The 17,602-nt window shown below is 46.6% G+C and carries 16 protein-coding genes; 3 read left to right on the forward strand and 13 right to left on the reverse strand.

Annotated elements, in window-relative coordinates; all coding sequences use genetic code 11:
- Positions 1-38: 38 nt before the first annotated feature.
- Complete coding sequence (locus BUA14_RS11070) at positions 39-218, forward strand: small, acid-soluble spore protein, alpha/beta type (protein WP_072772663.1); 180 nt, start codon at positions 39-41, stop codon at positions 216-218.
- Positions 219-296: 78 nt separating this feature from the next.
- On the opposite strand, the gene BUA14_RS11075 is transcribed toward BUA14_RS11070, so the two are convergent.
- From BUA14_RS11075 to BUA14_RS11105, 7 genes are all read right to left on the reverse strand, one after another.
- Complete coding sequence (locus tag BUA14_RS11075; protein WP_072772664.1) at positions 297-728, reverse strand: Hsp20/alpha crystallin family protein; 432 nt, start codon at positions 726-728, stop codon at positions 297-299.
- A gap of 68 nt (positions 729-796) precedes the next feature.
- Positions 797-991: a CopZ family metallochaperone gene (locus tag BUA14_RS11080; protein WP_072772665.1), complete on the reverse strand. Its 195-nt coding sequence runs from the start codon at positions 989-991 to the stop codon at positions 797-799.
- 59 nt (positions 992-1,050) lie between these two features.
- Complete coding sequence (locus BUA14_RS11085; protein ID WP_072772666.1) at positions 1,051-3,993, reverse strand: heavy metal translocating P-type ATPase; 2,943 nt, start codon at positions 3,991-3,993, stop codon at positions 1,051-1,053.
- A 49-nt stretch (positions 3,994-4,042) separates the two neighbouring features.
- On the reverse strand, positions 4,043-4,378 hold the full coding sequence (locus BUA14_RS11090) for a metal-sensitive transcriptional regulator (protein ID WP_072772667.1): 336 nt from the start codon (positions 4,376-4,378) through the stop codon (positions 4,043-4,045).
- Positions 4,379-4,611: 233 nt separating this feature from the next.
- Positions 4,612-4,968, reverse strand: coding sequence for an SMR family transporter (locus BUA14_RS11095; protein WP_072772668.1), 357 nt, complete (start codon positions 4,966-4,968; stop codon positions 4,612-4,614).
- A 1-nt stretch (position 4,969) separates the two neighbouring features.
- A complete protein-coding gene (locus tag BUA14_RS11100) occupies positions 4,970-6,184 on the reverse strand; it encodes a glycosyltransferase family 39 protein (protein ID WP_072772669.1) in 1,215 nt (404 codons plus the stop codon).
- Positions 6,184-7,131: a decaprenyl-phosphate phosphoribosyltransferase gene (locus tag BUA14_RS11105; RefSeq protein ID WP_072772670.1), complete on the reverse strand. Its 948-nt coding sequence runs from the start codon at positions 7,129-7,131 to the stop codon at positions 6,184-6,186. The genes BUA14_RS11100 and BUA14_RS11105 overlap by 1 nt, the downstream gene beginning before the upstream one ends.
- Before the next feature lie 226 nt (positions 7,132-7,357).
- On the opposite strand from BUA14_RS11105, the gene BUA14_RS11110 reads away from it, so the two are divergent.
- Complete coding sequence (locus BUA14_RS11110; protein WP_072772671.1) at positions 7,358-7,708, forward strand: hypothetical protein; 351 nt, start codon at positions 7,358-7,360, stop codon at positions 7,706-7,708.
- Between the two features lie 140 nt (positions 7,709-7,848).
- Positions 7,849-9,372, forward strand: a complete 1,524-nt coding sequence (locus BUA14_RS11115; protein ID WP_143153449.1) for a YifB family Mg chelatase-like AAA ATPase — start codon at positions 7,849-7,851, stop codon at positions 9,370-9,372.
- Between the two features lie 148 nt (positions 9,373-9,520).
- On the opposite strand, the gene BUA14_RS11120 is transcribed toward BUA14_RS11115, so the two are convergent.
- The 6 genes from BUA14_RS11120 to BUA14_RS11145 all read right to left on the reverse strand — a co-directional run bounded on the left by BUA14_RS11120 (position 9,521) and on the right by BUA14_RS11145 (position 17,528).
- Complete coding sequence (locus BUA14_RS11120; protein WP_072772673.1) at positions 9,521-11,407, reverse strand: aryl-sulfate sulfotransferase; 1,887 nt, start codon at positions 11,405-11,407, stop codon at positions 9,521-9,523.
- A 56-nt stretch (positions 11,408-11,463) separates the two neighbouring features.
- A complete protein-coding gene (locus tag BUA14_RS11125) occupies positions 11,464-12,840 on the reverse strand; it encodes an MFS transporter (protein WP_072772674.1) in 1,377 nt (458 codons plus the stop codon).
- A gap of 269 nt (positions 12,841-13,109) precedes the next feature.
- Entirely contained in the window at positions 13,110-14,039 is a 930-nt protein-coding gene (locus BUA14_RS11130; RefSeq protein ID WP_072772675.1) for a LysR family transcriptional regulator, read from the reverse strand.
- A 14-nt stretch (positions 14,040-14,053) separates the two neighbouring features.
- On the reverse strand, positions 14,054-14,977 hold the full coding sequence (locus tag BUA14_RS11135) for a LysR family transcriptional regulator (protein WP_072772676.1): 924 nt from the start codon (positions 14,975-14,977) through the stop codon (positions 14,054-14,056).
- A 26-nt stretch (positions 14,978-15,003) separates the two neighbouring features.
- Positions 15,004-16,809: a HAMP domain-containing sensor histidine kinase gene (locus tag BUA14_RS11140; RefSeq protein ID WP_072772677.1), complete on the reverse strand. Its 1,806-nt coding sequence runs from the start codon at positions 16,807-16,809 to the stop codon at positions 15,004-15,006.
- Positions 16,810-16,835: 26 nt separating this feature from the next.
- The gene (locus BUA14_RS11145; RefSeq protein ID WP_072772908.1) at positions 16,836-17,528 is read right to left on the reverse strand and encodes a response regulator transcription factor; all 693 of its coding nucleotides are present in this window, start codon (positions 17,526-17,528) and stop codon (positions 16,836-16,838) included.
- Positions 17,529-17,602: the final 74 nt, after the last annotated feature.

Here is a 17,602-nt window from a genome sequence, read left to right on the forward strand (position 1 = left end):
AGGAGATGAATTTCCCTAAGGTGAAAGGAGGAATCCAAATGTCCAGACGGCGCAGTACCATGTCCGATAACCTTAAGCAGCAGATAGCTCAGGAGCTTGGATTTTCGGATACCTTAAATCAAGAAGGGTTCAGTGGTGTTTCATCTCGGGATTGTGGCAATATGGTGAAAAAGGCAATTGAGATCGCCGAACGCAATATGACCGGTCGTTTATCCTAGGACAAGGACGGTAATGAGGGCTCGTAAGATTCGAATCCAGATTCGAATCTTACGAGCCCCTTTCTAAATGCCGATACCCTAATGAAAATCCACTTCGATGGTGCGGGCTGCCGGGTGACGATCCTTGAGAAAAGACAATTCCAAAATCCCATTTCTGTAGCTGGCATGGGAGCCGTCTGCTTTTACCACTGCCGGAAGTTTGATTGTCCTGCTGAACTTTCCATAATATCTCTCCGTACGGTGAGAAGAGCGTTCAGTTGTCGATGCAGCTCGTTTGATCTCACCACTGATGGTCAAACGCCTTTCATCGATCTCAATATGCAGGTCCTCTTTCTTCTCAAGACCGGGAATCTCCGCCATGACAAACACTTGGTCCGCTGTTTCCTCCACATCGATCCGGTAGAGAAACTGGGAAAGTTCCTCTTTGCCACGGCCTCTAAGATAATTACGCTCCATTTCATCCCAATAGTGGTTGAACATCCGGAAAGGGTCATTAGGTATTAATGCCATAATTCTCACCTCATTAAGATTCGTATTGCTCAAATCTTAGTATGGCAAATCTCCTGGCAAAACATGCATCACTCGGCGCTATAACCGGCGTCTTCCACAGCTTTAATCAGCTCTTCCCGGCCGGCTGATCCGGCGACTACTGCCTCTCCTTTTTCTAAATTCACATCTGCTTGTTGGACTCCGCCCACTTTCAGCAAGGCTTTTTCCACATGGGCTTTGCAATGATTGCAGGTCATTCCGGTAACTTTTAAGGTTTGATTCATGGTTCTTTACCTCCCTTTATCTATTCCTCCATCCTGTCGAAGGAGAAAAATAACAATGTTTAATCAATTAGTTTTTTACTATACCTGGAGAGCAGCAGAGAGCTGGTCACTACGGACACTGAGGAAAAGGCCATGGCCAGGCCAGCCCATTCCGGGGGCAGAAGCTCTCCGGTAATCGGAAAAAGCACTCCGGCGGCAATGGGGATTCCCAGTGTATTGTAGATGAGAGCCCAGAATAAATTCTGTTTAATCTTGGTTAAGGTTTTGCGGCCAAGGCGAATGGCGCGTTCCACATCGAGAAGATCATTGCGCACCAGGACCACATCCCCGGTTTCTTTGGCCACATCCGTTCCTGAGCCGATGGCGATGCCGATGTCGGCCTGAGCCAAAGCAGGGGCATCATTGATCCCGTCTCCAACCATGGCCACTTTCAGGCCATCATTTTGGTACCTTTTGATAATCTCGATTTTATCCTGGGGGAGGACCTCTGCAACCACTTCGTCAATGCCTACTTCATTGCCGATGACGGTGGCGACTTTCTTATTATCCCCGGTAATCATGAAGGTTTTGATCCCCAGGCCGTGCAGGCGTTTAATCGCTTCTTGCGTACTCTCTTTTAAGACATCGGCCAAGGCGATGATGCCAATGACTTTCCCGTCATAGGCCACAAAGCTGGTGGTCTTTCCTGCGTTGGCCAATTCCTGAAAATCCTTCTCTACAGCCTCAGTAGAAATATTCTCTTTGCTCATCAGTTTTTTATTACCGATGAGCAATTTTTTACCTTGGTAAGAGCAAAGGGTGCCGTGACCACTTTCCTCATGATAATCCTGAACTTCCTCCACTTCGATCCCTTCATCTTTAGCTCTTTGGACGATAGCTTGAGCTAAGGGATGAATAGAAGGGTTCTCCCCTGCCGCAGCAATCCTGAGCAGATCCTTTTGGGCATATCCTTCATAAGCCATCAGATGGGTTACTTCCGGTTTCCCTTTGGTTAAGGTGCCTGTTTTATCAAAGCCAATAGCCTCCACTTTGGCTATTCCTTCAAGCACAGCAGCTGATTTGAAGAGGATACCCCGGTTTAAACCGACACCGCTTCCCACCATAATAGCCGTGGGCGTTGCCAGCCCTAAAGCACAGGGGCAGGCTATGACCAGGACAGCAATGGCAGCGGTAAAAGCGAAGACAAAGGTGCTGTCCAAAACTACATACCAGATGATGAAGGTAAGTATGGAGATAGCTACGACCACAGGCACAAAGACATTGGATATCTTATCCGCCAGACGTTGAATGGGCGGCTTGACTCCTTGGGCATCTTCCACCATTTTAATAATTCCGGAAAGGACACTGTCTTTACCCGTTTTGGTGGTGGAGATTTTAATACTTCCCGACTGGTTGATGGTTGCACCGACTACATTTTCACCGGCACCTTTATCAACGGGTATCGATTCTCCTGTAATCATGGACTCATCAATACTGGCTTGCCCTTCAACAATCACGCCATCCACAGGAATCTTTTCTCCGGGCTTCACCAAGACGATATCCCCGATTTTGACACTGGAAGCGGGGACCTCCTTTTCTTCTCCGTTAATCAACAGACGGGCTCTATCCGCTTGCAGCTCAAGGAGGCGTTTTAGGGCCTGACCGGCACGTCCCTTGGCTTTTGCTTCCAAATACTTACCAAAACGCACAAAGGTAATCAGGAGGGCCGATGTGTCAAAGAAAGTGGGCCCTTCGAAAAAAATATGGGGAAAGGTTGTCATCACACTATAGGCATAAGCAGCGGTGATGCCCATGGCGACCAAAACATCCATGTTAGTGGAACGGTTCTTCAGAGCATGGTAAGCGCCTCGATAAAATGTCCAACCTGCCGTAAATTGAACGATAGTGGCCAGGATGAACATAGCATACATGATGCCATGGGTCATGGGCATAAACATCATGGGCATCAGAGGTGCCGACAACACTGCACTGAAAATAACCCAGTTCCGCTGGGATTTCACATGGTTATCCTCATGAGATTCCTCTTTATTCTCAATGGGGGTATAGCCTGCATCTCTGACCTGTTCATAGATGGTCTCCAGATCGATCAGGTTGGGATCATATTCTGTTGTGACGCTTTCTGTAGCAAAATTAACGGCTACAGTCTGTATTCCCGGTGTATTGCGCAATTTCTTTTCAATAGTAAGTGCACAATTAGCGCAGGTCATACCGCTCACTTTAAACTGGGCTTTTCCTTCATCGCCTTCCATATAAGCCCCATAGCCCAAATCCTTGACCTTCTCAAGGATAGTTTTCTCATCGAGAAGTGCCGGGTCATAATCCAGGGAAAGTTTCTCTGAGGCAAAATTGACCGTAGCGGCTTTGACCCCCGGCAGCTTGGCCATTCCCTTTTCAATCGTCAGGGCACAATTGGCACAGGTCATACCGGTTATTTTAAGTTGTTTCTTCTCGTTAATTAATTCTTGTGCAGGGCTTTCCGATTTTTGAATGTCCGGGACGGAGGCTTCAGTGACTTCAATGGATTCTGTGGCTTCTGTGGCTTCTGTAGAATATCCCGCCTCCTGGATTGCCTCTTTAATCTGTGCCTCTGTGGTTATCGCCGGATTATGGCGAAAGGAGGCTTTTGACTCCGCCAATGAAACTTCCACATCAATCACTTCAGGGAGGTTCTCCAGAGCTTTTTTCACCCTACGTACACAATGCTCACAGGTCATACCATAGACGTTCAGTTCCTTCATGAGCATCCCCTGAGCCTGAACCGGAACCTTTTGCTGAGCTTCTTCCTGGTCCTCTATCACTGTATAGCCCGCTTCCTCGATGACATCTTTCACCCTTGCCATGCTTAAGTCTTCCCCGGCCCAGTCAAAGCTGGCCTCCTCGTTCTCCAGAGAGACTTTTACATTCTCCAGCTCCGGCAAACTTTCCAGAGCTTTCTTTACCCGGCGTACGCAATGCTCACAGGTCATGCCGGTCACCTTGATTGCTGTATTCTTTTTACTCATTATCTCGCCCCCTCGGCTTCTATCCCGCTATTAAGGTCCTTGCTGCCGCTTATTTCATCATTCTGTGCATGGTTTTGACCAGCTCATCGATGACTTGCTCGTTACCCTCCTGAAGCTGCTCAAGCACACAGGATTTCATGTGTTTTTCCAGAAGAAGCTTGGAGACTCCGTTAAGAGCAGCTTGAGCCGAAGCAATCTGGTTTAATACATCGTCACAGTAGGCATGATTTTCAATCATTCCTTTGATACCGCGAATCTGGCCTTCGATGCGATTCATCCGGTTGGCAAGTTCACGAATGGTCTTTTCGCTATGATGGCTTAGTCTTTCACTTTCCTGTGAGTTTGAGTCATGACAAGCTGGACAGTGTTCCATTTTTTTGTCCATAAGTGTCCACCTCCTGAAATTATAGTATACCCCCCTATCCTATTTGTCAAATATAATTTAATAAAAATGCTCCACCAACCCAGTCCGGTTAGTAAAAACCCACTGCAGTCAGAGGAGCACATCTCTATCAGAACCAAACCAAATCAAGGGAAGGGGCTTCCCCCTGGGAACTCTGTAACATTTAAAACTTGCATGCCCGGCCGGAAATGTGAGGAATTAGGTGTTACAGAGTCCTAGCTCCTGGAAATAAAAATAACGCCGACAATAACCAACACTGTTCCCAGCACTCGGTAAAAGGAAATATTCTCTTTAAAGACCATAACCGAAAAAGCCATAATAAAAATATAGCCCAGGCTAACAAAAGGGTATGCATAGCTTAACTCCGTCTTAGTCAACACTTTAATCCATAATATGAAGCTTATCCCATAAAGAAACAGTCCCGACATCACCGGGAAGTTTTGCATAATTGCACCGAGGCTTCTCAGTAAATTCTCAGGAGAAAAATCCAGTTCAAGATTTTTTGCTCCGATTTTTACGAGGATCTGGCCAAGCGCCCCCAGAATCACCGAGATGATAATTTGCCCTAACATCTTATTCCCCCATCTCATCCTGCCATTGATACACCCGCCAAAGGGCGAAATAGATTAACATCATCACCGTTGGGAAAGCGTAACGGCTCTGTCCCTCTGTGATAAAATAAACGCCGGCAAACATCAAGAATGTTACCAAGAGGGTAAGTCTTTCTTTGTTGATTTTTCTTGGCCCCTCTCCACCCGGGCGGAAAAAGCCTCTCAGCACCCGCCAGGAATAACTTAGTATGCCGAGGCAGCCCAGCCAGAAGACGGGGGCCCGTACCAGCTCGGAGGTCCATAAAAGAAGAGACGGTACCGTGGCGCTCACCCCGTAAAAAGCATAGTTAATATCCCCGACGAACAGAAAGGTGCGGGCAAGCCGCTTTATTCCCAAACCGGCAAATTCAACGGGATGGCCTGCGATCCACGCTTTGGCTGCCGCGCTGAGCATCTTATTCTTTTCAAGGGCATTAGCCTCCTGATAGGCCGGTGTTTTAACCAGAGAATCAGCAACGTCCTCGGCAGGCATCCAACCTCCCACTTTATTCTGAGAGTTATTGTTAATATAGAGAACGATTCCGCTGTTGTTGGAAATATAGCAAAACTCCCCAAATATCCTGGAATTTCGGTAGAGCCAGGGGGATAGCACGACAAGAGCCACGAGAAGCACGATTCCAGACCGCTTAAGACTCTGCCGGAAATTCCTCTCGCTTAAAACTTCGACCAGGAAGACGGCCAGGACGAAGGCCGGGAAAAAGGGCTTCACCATGGCATTGAGCCCCGTCAACAGGCCAATCCCCACATACTTCCACCGCAGCTTGGAAAAGTAGAGCAATAATACTGAGAGCAGCCCTGTGGTAAAAAGAATTTCCGAAGCCACTAAGCTATTGTAGTAAACATTCATCGGGAATAAAACAAAGAGCAAAAGGAAGGTATACCGCAGTCTCCCCGGGATGGAAATCTTCTTAAGCAGAAAATAGACAAGGATATTATTTGCGGTGCTCAGAGCAATATTTAAACATTTGGCAACCCAGACCGAACTTCCGAACAGCTTATAAAAGAATCCCAGGAAAATAGGATAACCGACAGAAGTGTAAGTATCGCCCCATGGGCCGCCAAGCGCAATTTGAGTTGCCAGGCGGTGATAATACGAGAAATCCGAAAAAGGCACTGTGGGCACCAGCATGATCCAAAGTATATCAACCAGCAAACCAATAAGCAGAATCCAGAACATCAAAACACCCCTAATACTAAATCATGAAGCTTAAGGGTCCACAATACATAGAGAACCCAAAGCATAACGACCGCGATGAGATGCCTGTCTTTAGTGACAAGTTTGGATGGATCTCCCGCCTCACCTTTATGAATAAGATAAAGATAGCGAAAAATACCGTAAATTACGAAGGGCACTGAATAAATGAGATCGGTGGTATGATGAAGAGCCACCGTTGCCGAATCGAGAGTATAGAGGCTGTAGGTAAAGATAACCCCTCCGGCCGTAATCCCCAGCAATTGATTCAGCAACCCGGGGCTGTATCGTTCCAAAACAGGCCGATGCAATCCGGCATCCGCGTTCAATTCGTTCAACTCAGAACACCGCTTTCCGAAGCCCATAAAAAGAGCTACCATAAAGCCACACAATAAGAGCCACTCTGAAGGGGGAATTCCCACACCCCAGGTTCCCATGAGAATCCTCATCATAAAGCCCAGGGCAATAATAAATACATCGACGAGAACAATCCGCTTAAGCCCCTTTGTATAAGCTAAATTCTGGGCAACATACAAAACAAGAATTCCGGCAGCAATTTTTGACACATGCCAACCCAGGAAAAGTCCCCCCAGCAGAAACAGTGCAAAAATCAAGCCTGCCGCAGAAAGGGTCACCCGATTTGAAGCAAGCGGACGCTTACGTTTAATCGGATGATTCCGATCATAATCTCGATCGACAAAATCATTCATCACATAGACTGCGCTGGAAACAAGACAAAAGGCCACCGCAGCAATGATGACCTTTAGAATCAGGTGTTGGTTAAGATTTTGAGTAAAGAGCAGACCGATGAAGACAAAGGAATTCTTAACCCATTGCCGTGGACGGACTAATTGAGCAAGTGCCTGCATAGTATTCTTCTTTTGCGGGTCGAAATCAGGTTTTTCATCCTTTAAAGTTTCCAACCGGGCCATCAATGACATACACACCCTATCTATTAATCTTAAACAATAATTATAGCATAGTCGTTGCTATTCATAAATATACGATTAGATATTCGACCAATCCTTCCCACTTCCTCTATTTCTCAATAATGTTCCAGAAATTGTTTTTGGCGCTTTACAACCCCCAGCTTGTCTTATATGATTATCTGGAGAGCAACTGAGAGCGGGATGCCCAGTTGATAAGGAGGTTGATAAGTTGGATAACGGCCAATTTCAGGAATTAGTCATCCAGCAGCTGAGTACACTCACTAAAAGCATAGATACCTTAGCAATCAACCAAGAAGTGATGCAGGCTGATATCAACACCATGAAGACTGACATCAACACTATGAAGACTGACATCATTGGTATGAAAACAGATATCTCTAACCTCAAGCAATCTCAGGTTCGCATGGAAGAAGATTTAACGAGGAAAATCACAGCTTTATTTGACAGCAGAGAATTACAAAAAGATGTCAATCAAAATGTTTCACGCTCCTTAGAGCGTATTGAAGCCAAGATTGACATCCTACAAATAGAAACCGCTTACCTTAAACGAATAAAATGAGAGAATCCTAGGCTCCTCCCACCGTAGTCGGTTGTGAAAATCACTACGCTGGAGGAGCCTAATTTTTACAAATCCCCAAACCACCTTGGAAGGAAACTCTAATATTCTGTCGAATTCTTCCTCTTATAGGAGGGATTTGGATGTTTGCTGCTGTTCATGGTATGGCAGTCTCCGGTATTCAGGCGCATTTAATACGGGTGGAAGTGGATGTCTCCAATGGTTTGCCTGAGTTCAGCATCGTTGGGCTGGCCAAGGCTGCCGTACGTGAGTCCCGGGAGCGGGTTCGCTCAGCCATCAAAAATTCAGGGTTTGATTTTCCCTTGCAGCGCATTACGGTTAATTTGGCTCCCGCTGACCTGAAAAAGGATGGTTCGGGTTTAGATCTGCCTATTGCCCTTGGCATTTTAGCGGCTACCGGGCAATGTTCATTTGCGGACCTTTCTCATACCGTCTTTGTCGGGGAATTATCCCTTGAGGGGCAGCTGCGGCCGGTTCCCGGAATTCTCGCCATGGCCGTGTCCTTAGCCCAGCACAATGAATATGCTTTGATCATTCCTCCAGAGAACCTTCTTGAGGCTAACCTCATTGAAGAGATTAAAAGCGGCTCCGCAGAATATCTGGCCCAGCTGGTCCATTCTTTGAAAACCGATCAACTCTTCAGCAATCCCCAGGCAAAACCCCTCACACCAGAGATATCTGCGGACCATCCCATCGATTTAAGCAGTATTCGGGGACAGCAGCAAGCCAAACGAGCCTTAGAAATCGCTGCCGCCGGTGGGCACAACCTTCTGCTCATTGGTCCCCCCGGCTCTGGTAAAACCATGCTTGCCAAAGCCTATTCAGGCATTCTGCCTCCCTTAACCCGCTCCGAAAGCCTGGAAGTTACAAAGATTTACAGCATCGCCGGCTTGCTTGGCCATAACGGGCAACTTATACAGAGGAGACCCTTTCGGCAGCCTCACCATTCGGCAACTGTAACCGGGATTCTCGGTGGCGGACATGATCTTAAGCCCGGTGAACTCATTCTTGCCAATCATGGTGTGCTCTTTCTGGATGAATTGCCGGAGTTTTCCCGGAGAGTCCTGGAATCTCTGCGTCAACCTCTGGAAGACCGGGAGCTTACCTTAACCCGCCAGCGGGGCAGTGTCAGGTACCCGGCACGTTTGAGCCTCGTCTGCAGTATGAATCCATGTCTCTGCGGCTGGAACGGGGATTCAGCGCGGGTCTGTACCTGTACACCATGGCAAATCAGTCATTACCGCGGCCGGATATCCGGCCCCTTGCTTGATCGCCTTGATCTTCATATAGAAGTTCCCCGGGTGGAGTTTGATGAGCTCCACCGCTATCCGGAAAGCGAAACCTCAGCAGATGTTCAAAAACGTGTCCTTAAGGCCCGCCAATGCCAATGGATCCGCCTGGGAGAAAGCCGAACCAATGCGGAAATGAGCGCTGGGGAAACATCAGCTTTTTGCCGCCTCGACTCCACAGGTGAACAGCTTTTGCGCAGTGTGTTCGATCGTCAACACCTTAGCGCCCGCAGTCACGACAGGATTCTCAGGGTTGCCCGCACCATCGCCGATTTGGATAGTGAGGACTCTATCCTGCCTCGCCATCTTGCTGAAGCCCTTCAGTACCGGGCTTTGGACCGCTCAGATGCCCACTGACTCCTTCACTTTTCCCTTTTTTTTAAGGCATCATCCGGCTCACTCATCAACCCCCATGACAAGCAGAAATTGCAGACGGCTGAAGAATAGGGTCATCCCCTGCTCTCCAGCCGTTTGTTTTTCTGCCTATCTCTTTCGCCTATTAAACTTAAGCTGTAATAGATACTCCGGTCTCATAGAGTTTTTCTTCTGCGATAAGCTTTACTTGATATTTTCCGGATAATCCGGTCTTGTTGATATAGACATCGATGTTGCGAGGGTCAGCTTTCTGGAATGTCCCTACACACATGGCTTGGAAGGCCTGAGGCACAGTATTGACAGGATATCTCTTTACCCCGCCGTCTCCGTCCACCAAAAGCAGCTGAGCCATTTCCCCGGCCTCGAAGATGGCGTTAAGGAGAACCCGATCCTCTTCTTCTGTGATGGATGCTTCATAATGATCCGGCACCCTCTCACCTGTCTCCACAGCCTTGATCTTCATCTTTGTCTCCTGGGTCTCAACTAAATTGCCCAGTATTTCGCCCGCACCCAATTCAGCCGTTTCGTGGGCATAGTAGAGGGGCAATTTTTCAGCACGGTAACAATTGGCCGGTACTTGTAATTCATACATAAGCACATCATCTTTAAGCTCGCAGGTAATGGAATTGAAGGTAAACACACTATCCTTAAACTCCGGTTGCAGGACTTTCATAACTGCCATACCTTCGCAGGTTGCACCGTTTTCATAGCCGATTCCGCCGGAGTGAACCAGGTAATGGCCTTCATTGTAATACTCCACATTGCAAATGTAGGGAGAGAAGAACTCAGCGCCCCGCTCTTTTCCATATTGCCATACTTGTTCTATGGTCATTTTTTCGGTATCAATACGGTACCTCACACCACGGCTGAAATTCCGGCCGTTCGGCAAGTAGTTTTCTTTATTCTTCGCTCTGAAGTGGCCGTTATCGAAAAGCATGATATCCCCATCAGGTAAAACCACACAAGCATGCTGCTCATACTGCCAGTCAAATTCCCCTTCCCCAACCGGGGTAAAGAAATAGTTGTCCACCATGTCCTGGGGCCACCCCTCAGGATCCCCAATGACCCAGTTTAACTCACCTGTATCATAGTCAATGTTGATCACCACATCCTGGTGGCGACCGGAGAAGCATAAGCTGTTGGTCTTCTTATCATACCAAACGGCGTTATTATGAAACCAATCGTGGGCATCCTGGCTTCCGGAACCGGCTACATTCTGGGGCAGGACCTTTTTATAATCCCATGACTTGAGAATTTCTCCCGTTTTGGCATCCAGGAGCACGCACATATCTTCAACCGTACCTGAGTAGAAATCAAAGGTAAGCACCAGAATATTGCCATCTTCCATGACAAATTGATCATGGTGGTATCCGCCGGATAGACGGTATTCTTTGAATATCTTCCCACTAAAGGCCATTTCATAAAGACCTGTGGTAAAATAAGGCAATTTTACTAAACGCTCCGTGCCAATGAGAATATGACCATTTGCCATGCGCTTGAGATCAAAGGCAAAGTTCTTTGTGGCATACCAGCGAACTTCTCCGGCATAGTCATAACCTACAGGCATAGCTTTCATCGCTGCCGTCAGAAACATCAGGTTGTTGCCCATGTATTCAGGGGTGGTCTTAATCGAGGTGGCTACCGGGACATCGGGATGAAGAGGCTCGGTCTTAAGGGTTATTGTGTTCTTTTGCCCATTAGCCAAGACGATTTCAACCTTATTTTCATAATCCGCATAGAGACCATAAACCGGCAGAATATGTTTTTTATGGGCGGGGAAGGTATGCCGGATATCTCCAGGGTGCTCTTTGCCACGAATGATTATGGTTGCCTCGGTGGCTACCGGTGTTTCAAATAAGACCATGGCCGTTAAGGGGCAAATATCATAAGGGTTGAGTTTAACCAGTGGATTCTCCAGTGTATAGTGACCGGCTGAAAATTCAGCCAGAAAAGCTTCTTCCAGCTCCTTTTGTCTATGGATAATATGGGGCATCTGCTCATTTTTGATCGAATTCATTATACAACACTCCTATTTGACACTCCTATTTTTCAGATTAAGCCTTTAACACTGCTTTAATCAATTTCCTCCAACGGTCTTCCGCCCGTACGTGCTCCCAGGGCAAGAATGAACAGACCTCCGAAGGTCATCAACCCGGCAATAACCAGATACAAGACTTTAAAGCCAAAACCTGCCATGATGAGGGGGACAACGAGTTGGGAGGCTGATACACCAAGACGCTGGCAGGCATTGATGGTACCTACGGCGGTGTTGCGCATTTTAGTCGGGAAATGCTCCGGTACATAAGCCATAGCGATAAATCCTGTGCCCATTCCTACTGCGTTGATCATAAGGGCTACAATCATCACGACCATATAGGTGTTACCCAGGCTGGCAAAGAGAATAGTCAAAGCTGCACCGGCCAAAACACCGACAGCCATCGGAATCTTCCGGCCGCCTTTGTCGGCGAGGGGTGACATGAGGAACAGCCCTATCGGGCCGCCCAGCATAAAGGCTGTCCCAATCGTTAAGCTTTGTTCAAGAGTAAATCCTTTCATGGTGAGCAGGGTTGGGGTCCAGACGGATGTTGCAAAGCTGGCAATATTGATGGGAATACCAAAACCCAGCAAAATCAGCGTGCGTTTAAGATACTTCCCTTTAAACATCCCGGTAAACTGTTCAATGAAGTTTGTCTTAGGAGGAGTATGCTTGGCTGCTTCAGACAAATCAATAGTAAAACCACTGATTTCTTCAATAACCGTCTCCGCTTCAGCGATTCTCCCTTTGCTTACCAGCCAACGGGGCGATTCTTTAAGATATTTGAAACCAAGTATGAAGCTGATAAAGCCTAACGCACCCAGATAGAAAATAATCCGCCAAGCTTCCGGACTTGTAGGAATGATTGCTCTGGAGATAAATCCGATGGCCGGCATAGCCATGAAACCTCCGGCAGCAGTCAAGTTCTGCCATTTTCCCCGACTTTCTCCCGGAGACATTTCTGAAATGTAGGCAATGGAAGTAACCATCATCATGAAAATACCGAATCCGGTGGCCGCTCTGGCAAAGACAAAGACGGCAAAATTACTGGTCAAACCATTTAAAACAGACATGGAAGAAAAGATCAACATGGCCAATAAGAAGGTTTTACGGCGACCGATGGCATCGGAAATAAACCCACCCAGAAATCCTCCCAGCGTCATGCCTAAAAAGTAAGTGGAGGTTATGGTGGCAATTTGATGCTGTGCAACAAATCCCCCTTGGATCAGAGCTGGGGCAATAAAGGAGAAATTGTTATTGTCCATCTGCTCAAAAAAGTAAGATAAAACAATGATGATAAATAAGAACATATGTTGCCTGGATACAGGCAGTCCATCAAAATAATTATTAAGTTTCTTTACTTTTGAGCCACCGGCAGGGGGAGTTCCCTTATCAAGGTTAATTTCTAAACTCATATAGTTCCACATCCTTTACATAATAAACCTAAAACCATACAATATTAGAGCGCATGCAAAGAAGAAAGACCGTACTTTCACAACCCCTCCTTTTCGTTTCCCTTTCCGACCCTTTGACATAAATAATGTGGATGAACCAATTGGTTGCTCTTATTGTAGGATATTGTTTTCTCTTTGCATAATATAGGTTTTGTTATGTCAGGTATGTGAAAAATAATATATGCACTTACTCGTGCCTATATAGCATATTAACTATTACGTTATAACGCTTATCCTATCTGGCTGATCAGGTTATCCCGAATCAATTCTTTAACTAATGCCAGCAATTCTCTTTCGATAAATGACAAGGATTCGTGATGAGAGTATAAGATAAAGATATCCCACTGCTCACTTAACTCATGCATGGGTATGGCCTTAATCATTCCACTGCTCATATATAAATCGTTGTAAGATAAAATCTCCGGAAAAATAGAAAACCCGAAGTCAGCGCTGATCAGTCTTTTCAGCAATTCGATATCTTCAACAATAATCGGCTTATGCAGAGGACATCTTAAATTTCGCGAAGTTTGGATATAGTTTTCTTTATAGGAAATCATCTTCATGGACCTAATATCGGAGAAGCTGATCCGCTCTTTATCTGCCAAAGGATTTTTACTGCTTAAGAAAAGCATCAATTTGGCCTGACCACCGGAGATGATCTCCCATTCGATCTCCACGTCATTCAGCTGCTTGAGTAAATCCTTTTTGCCCTCTTGACCACAGGGTATAACGCCTATGGAATAGGCTCCCCGATCCATGTTTTCGACGATTTCATAATAGGGAGCCTCATGGATATGCAGATTAACCTCCGGATAGAGCTCACGAAATTTCATCAGCAGATCGGGGGCTATGGCATTGGCAAAGGCTCCTGGTATCGCAATCTGAAGATTACGGATCAGGACTTTTCTCCCGTCCATCATGCCCTTGATCTTTTCGCTTAAGGTCAGAATATTTCTTGCCAGCTCCAAGGCAGCTTCCCCTTGTTCCGTGGGTGCCACTCCTATATTACTGCGTTCAAAGATCTTCAGCCCCAATTCTTCCTCCAGCCGGCTGACGGATATGCTTAATGAGGGTTGGCTGATAAAAAGCGCATTGGCAGCCTTGGAAAGGGAGCCATGTTCATAAATTTTTACGATTTGATCAAGTTGTTCTATCCGCATGATAAACCTCCCCCTTAACTAACGTTGCCGGCTATTACCTCGCTAAGCATCTTCTTCAGTTGCTTCGCAGAATGAGACAAAGGTTCGGTTCTGGAATAGATAAGGTACATTTTCATTTTGACTTCATCAGTTATCTTTGCGATGGCCCGATAGCTTAGTAATTCTTGTTCAAAAAACAAATCGTTATGAAAGAAAAAACGCGGAAAAACGGCGATTGCCTGATTTTTGGCGACGATTGTTTTCATGACCTCACGGTTATAGACAATCAGGAACTCACTCTTCGCCGTATCGATTCCGCAATTGCGCAGCAAATTGCGATACCTGCCGCAATAATCTACAAAGGTCATTCCTTCTAAATCAGACAAATTTATGCTCTCTTTAGCGGCCAAAGGATGCCCTTTGCCAAGAACCAAACATAAATCATCCTGAGTAATTTCTTCATAAGCAATGTCATTGATATCGAGAAGCTTGCGCATGGTATCGTCATCATTGCTGGTCCAAACCGGGACCCCCATCAAACATGTTCCCGTAGCCACCTTATCCACGATGGCAATACCTATATCCTCGGTAATCATTAGATTCACATTAGGGTATCTTTCATTGAAACGAGTGAGCAAAAGACCGGCAAATGAGTTAAAGGCCCCTGGTGCAAGAGCCAGGCTGAGATTGCCGGTCAGATTGGCTTCACCACTTGCCAGAGATTTGAGTTCTTCAATAGTATTGATAATTTCACGGGCCAAACCCACAACCTCTTTCCCCTGGCAGGTCGGAATCAATCCTCCCCGGTTGCGGCGGAACAGTTTATAGCCCAGCTCATCCTCCAGGTTTTTCATAGAGTGGCTAAGCTGAGGCTGGCCCATAAAGAATGTTTTCGCCGCTTCCGAGATGGATTTCTTATTATTGACTTCGATAATATGCTGAAGCTGCTCTATACGCATAGAAACTACCCTCTCCTGTCGTTCTTTTATTTGGGTAGAATCACCTTAAAGGTTGCCCCCTTGCCTACTTCACTTTCGACTTTAATCTCCCCGTTATGAGCCTCGACGATCAGCATGACAATGGATAGGCCTAATCCCATACCCCCTTCCTTCCTTGAGCGGGATTTATCCACCCTATAAAATCGATCAAAAATATGGGGCAGGGCTTGAGGAGGAATCCCCTCTCCCTGATCCTCGACATTAAATTGAATATGCTCTTCACTGTCAATGATCCTAATGTAGACACTTTTGCCCTCAGGAGTGTGGCGGAAGGCATTTTCAATGAGATTGATAAAGACTTGGAGCAAGCGATCCCGATTGGCATGAATAACTCCTGTACCGTTATCCATCTGCAAATGGATTCCTAACTCATCGGCTCGTCCCTGGAAACGGTAGCCCAATTCTTGAATAAAGCCGGCCAAATCAATTTCTTTTTTCTCAAAATTCTTCCAGCTCTCAAAACGGTCCAGCTCCTGGAGTTCCATGACCAATTTGGCTAAGCGCTTAGCTTCCTCCAGTACCAGATCGATGTGTTCCGTCTGCTCCTCTTTAGCGATCACTCCATCTTGGATAGCTTCCAAATAGCCTTGAATCAAGTGAAGGGGGGTGCGTAATTCATGAGTGACACTGGCCATAAAATCCCGCCGCTCTTTTTCTGCCCTTAAGGATGCGGTAATATCCCGCAGTACGGCAACATAGCCCTGCTTGCCGTCTTCAAATTGGGTTGTCGCCATCGCCACTTGAAGCACTTGGGTATCTAAATTGAAATGGATCTTTTTATCGATCTCAACATCCTCCATGAACCCCCGTAAAAAGGCCATGAGAGTTTCTTTACGCTCTGAGGACTCTTCCTCCGATCCCGAGCCCTGCCAAAGAGCTTTAGCCGGTTCATTGGTGTAGAGAATCTCCCCTCTCCCATCCAGCATAATGACGCCGTCACTGATTCCTTCGACAATGCCCAGCAGAAGGTTCCTTTCCTCAGACAGCCAAGTCATGTGATTTTTAAGGCTTTCTCCCATGGAGTTCAGGACATCGGCAAGTTCGCCTAACTCATCCCGGCTTCTCACTCCGGTAATAGGCTGAAAGTCTCCATTGGCCATTTGTCTGGCACCTTTCTGCATCAGGGCTAAGGGCCGTGTCACTTGTCTGGCAAAGACCAAGCTTACCAAAGTAGCCAAAACCACAGCTGCCAGAGATACATATAAAGTCATCCGGCGAAAGGCATTAATACTATCCTGAACAGGGGCCGGTGACGTTCCCAAAACGACAATGGCTTCGCTGGGATTGCCTAACGGGGCTGCAGCAATGAGCATTGCTTGTCCCGTTTTATTCCTAGGGATCGCTTTAATCGTTATCACCTTCCCCGCCAGAACCTCGGCAATATCCGTCCTTGATAAGAAATCAGAAGGGTATAAGGAGCGGATCAGCCAGCTCATTTCCCCAGAAACATCACCCCAACCGATACGATCATTGGTTCCGAAGCTTGCCGCCACATTCCCGCCCTTAATGGCGATAATCTCGCTGTAACGGTCAATGACAACCATTTGCGTATCCGAAGACAGACGAATTTCATCAATGGCAAATAAGCGCTGCGACCAATTAGGCTGCTCTCCGAGGTAATGGGATATTTCCTCCACTTCTTTCCCCAAAGTATCCAAAGTTTGCTGGAAGTAAAAGTCACCAAAAAGCAAGGTGATGGTTACCCCTAATCCGCCCAAAACCGCGAGAATTAAAGCGGTTATAGCAGCCCATAATTTCATGCTTATGCTTCCCGGACGCAGGTCAAAATTCAATTTTTTCTCCTCTTTTCGAGTGCATACTATTCACTGGCTGCTTCGGGATCGAATTTATAGCCCACTCCCCATACAGTAGCAAGCATGCTCCTTACTTTAGGGTCAGCCAGCTTTTCACGGATCTTCTTGACATGAGTATCCACCGTGCGGGCATCGCCATAGAAATCATAGCCCCATACGGTTTCCATAAGCTGTTCCCTGGAAAACACCCGGCTGGGATTTTTGGCTAAAAAGTAAAGGAGCTCAAATTCCCTTGGCGTAAAAGGAATTTGTTCATCATCAATGGACACCCGATGTTTATCCTTCTCAATTTTAAGGGGACCGAAGAGTAAGTCTGAAGAACTTATGGCCGTATTCCCCCGGGAACGCCTTAAAAGCGCTTTTACACGCGCTACCAGCTCCTTGGTACTAAATGGTTTCACGAGATAATCATCTGCGCCCAATTCAAAACCTAACACACGATCAAACTCTTCGCCCCGGGCTGTGAGCATTATGATCGGGATATCGGATCTTTCTCTCACATCCCGGCATACCTTCCACCCATCTATCTCAGGCATCATTAAATCGACAATAAGCAGAGCATAGTCCTGTTTATGGAACTTTTCCAGAGCTTCCCGCCCATTGCCTGCTTCGTCCACCTCATAGCCTTCCCGTTCCAAATACATGCGAACCAAATGACGTATACGTTCTTCATCATCAATTACTAAAATCGCATTCATAGCCGTCCACCCTCCAATCTTGTCCTCTATCTGCATTTTATCATACCTCTATCAATAACACATCTTCCACATCT

This window comes from Desulfitobacterium chlororespirans DSM 11544, from assembly GCF_900143285.1.
Lineage (GTDB): Bacteria > Bacillota > Desulfitobacteriia > Desulfitobacteriales > Desulfitobacteriaceae > Desulfitobacterium > Desulfitobacterium chlororespirans.

Bases quoted from the DNA above. Each gene is read 5' to 3' on its own strand.
- BUA14_RS11135 (WP_072772676.1), bottom strand. From the start codon at position 14,977: ATGCGTATAGAGCAGCTTCAGCATATTATCGAAGTCAATAATAAGAAA.
- BUA14_RS11130 (WP_072772675.1), bottom strand. From the start codon at position 14,039: ATGCGGATAGAACAACTTGATCAAATCGTAAAAATTTATGAACATGGC.
- BUA14_RS11095 (WP_072772668.1), bottom strand. From the start codon at position 4,968: ATGTTAGGGCAAATTATCATCTCGGTGATTCTGGGGGCGCTTGGCCAG.
- BUA14_RS11070 (WP_072772663.1), top strand. From the start codon at position 39: ATGTCCAGACGGCGCAGTACCATGTCCGATAACCTTAAGCAGCAGATA.
- BUA14_RS11115 (WP_143153449.1), top strand. From the start codon at position 7,849: ATGTTTGCTGCTGTTCATGGTATGGCAGTCTCCGGTATTCAGGCGCAT.
- BUA14_RS11145 (WP_072772908.1), bottom strand. From the start codon at position 17,528: ATGAATGCGATTTTAGTAATTGATGATGAAGAACGTATACGTCATTTG.
- BUA14_RS11080 (WP_072772665.1), bottom strand. From the start codon at position 991: ATGAATCAAACCTTAAAAGTTACCGGAATGACCTGCAATCATTGCAAA.
- BUA14_RS11090 (WP_072772667.1), bottom strand. From the start codon at position 4,378: ATGGACAAAAAAATGGAACACTGTCCAGCTTGTCATGACTCAAACTCA.
- BUA14_RS11075 (WP_072772664.1), bottom strand. From the start codon at position 728: ATGGCATTAATACCTAATGACCCTTTCCGGATGTTCAACCACTATTGG.
- BUA14_RS11120 (WP_072772673.1), bottom strand. From the start codon at position 11,407: ATGAATTCGATCAAAAATGAGCAGATGCCCCATATTATCCATAGACAA.
- BUA14_RS11105 (WP_072772670.1), bottom strand. From the start codon at position 7,131: ATGGCCCGGTTGGAAACTTTAAAGGATGAAAAACCTGATTTCGACCCG.
- BUA14_RS11085 (WP_072772666.1), bottom strand. From the start codon at position 3,993: ATGAGTAAAAAGAATACAGCAATCAAGGTGACCGGCATGACCTGTGAG.
- BUA14_RS11100 (WP_072772669.1), bottom strand. From the start codon at position 6,184: ATGTTCTGGATTCTGCTTATTGGTTTGCTGGTTGATATACTTTGGATC.
- BUA14_RS11125 (WP_072772674.1), bottom strand. From the start codon at position 12,840: ATGAGTTTAGAAATTAACCTTGATAAGGGAACTCCCCCTGCCGGTGGC.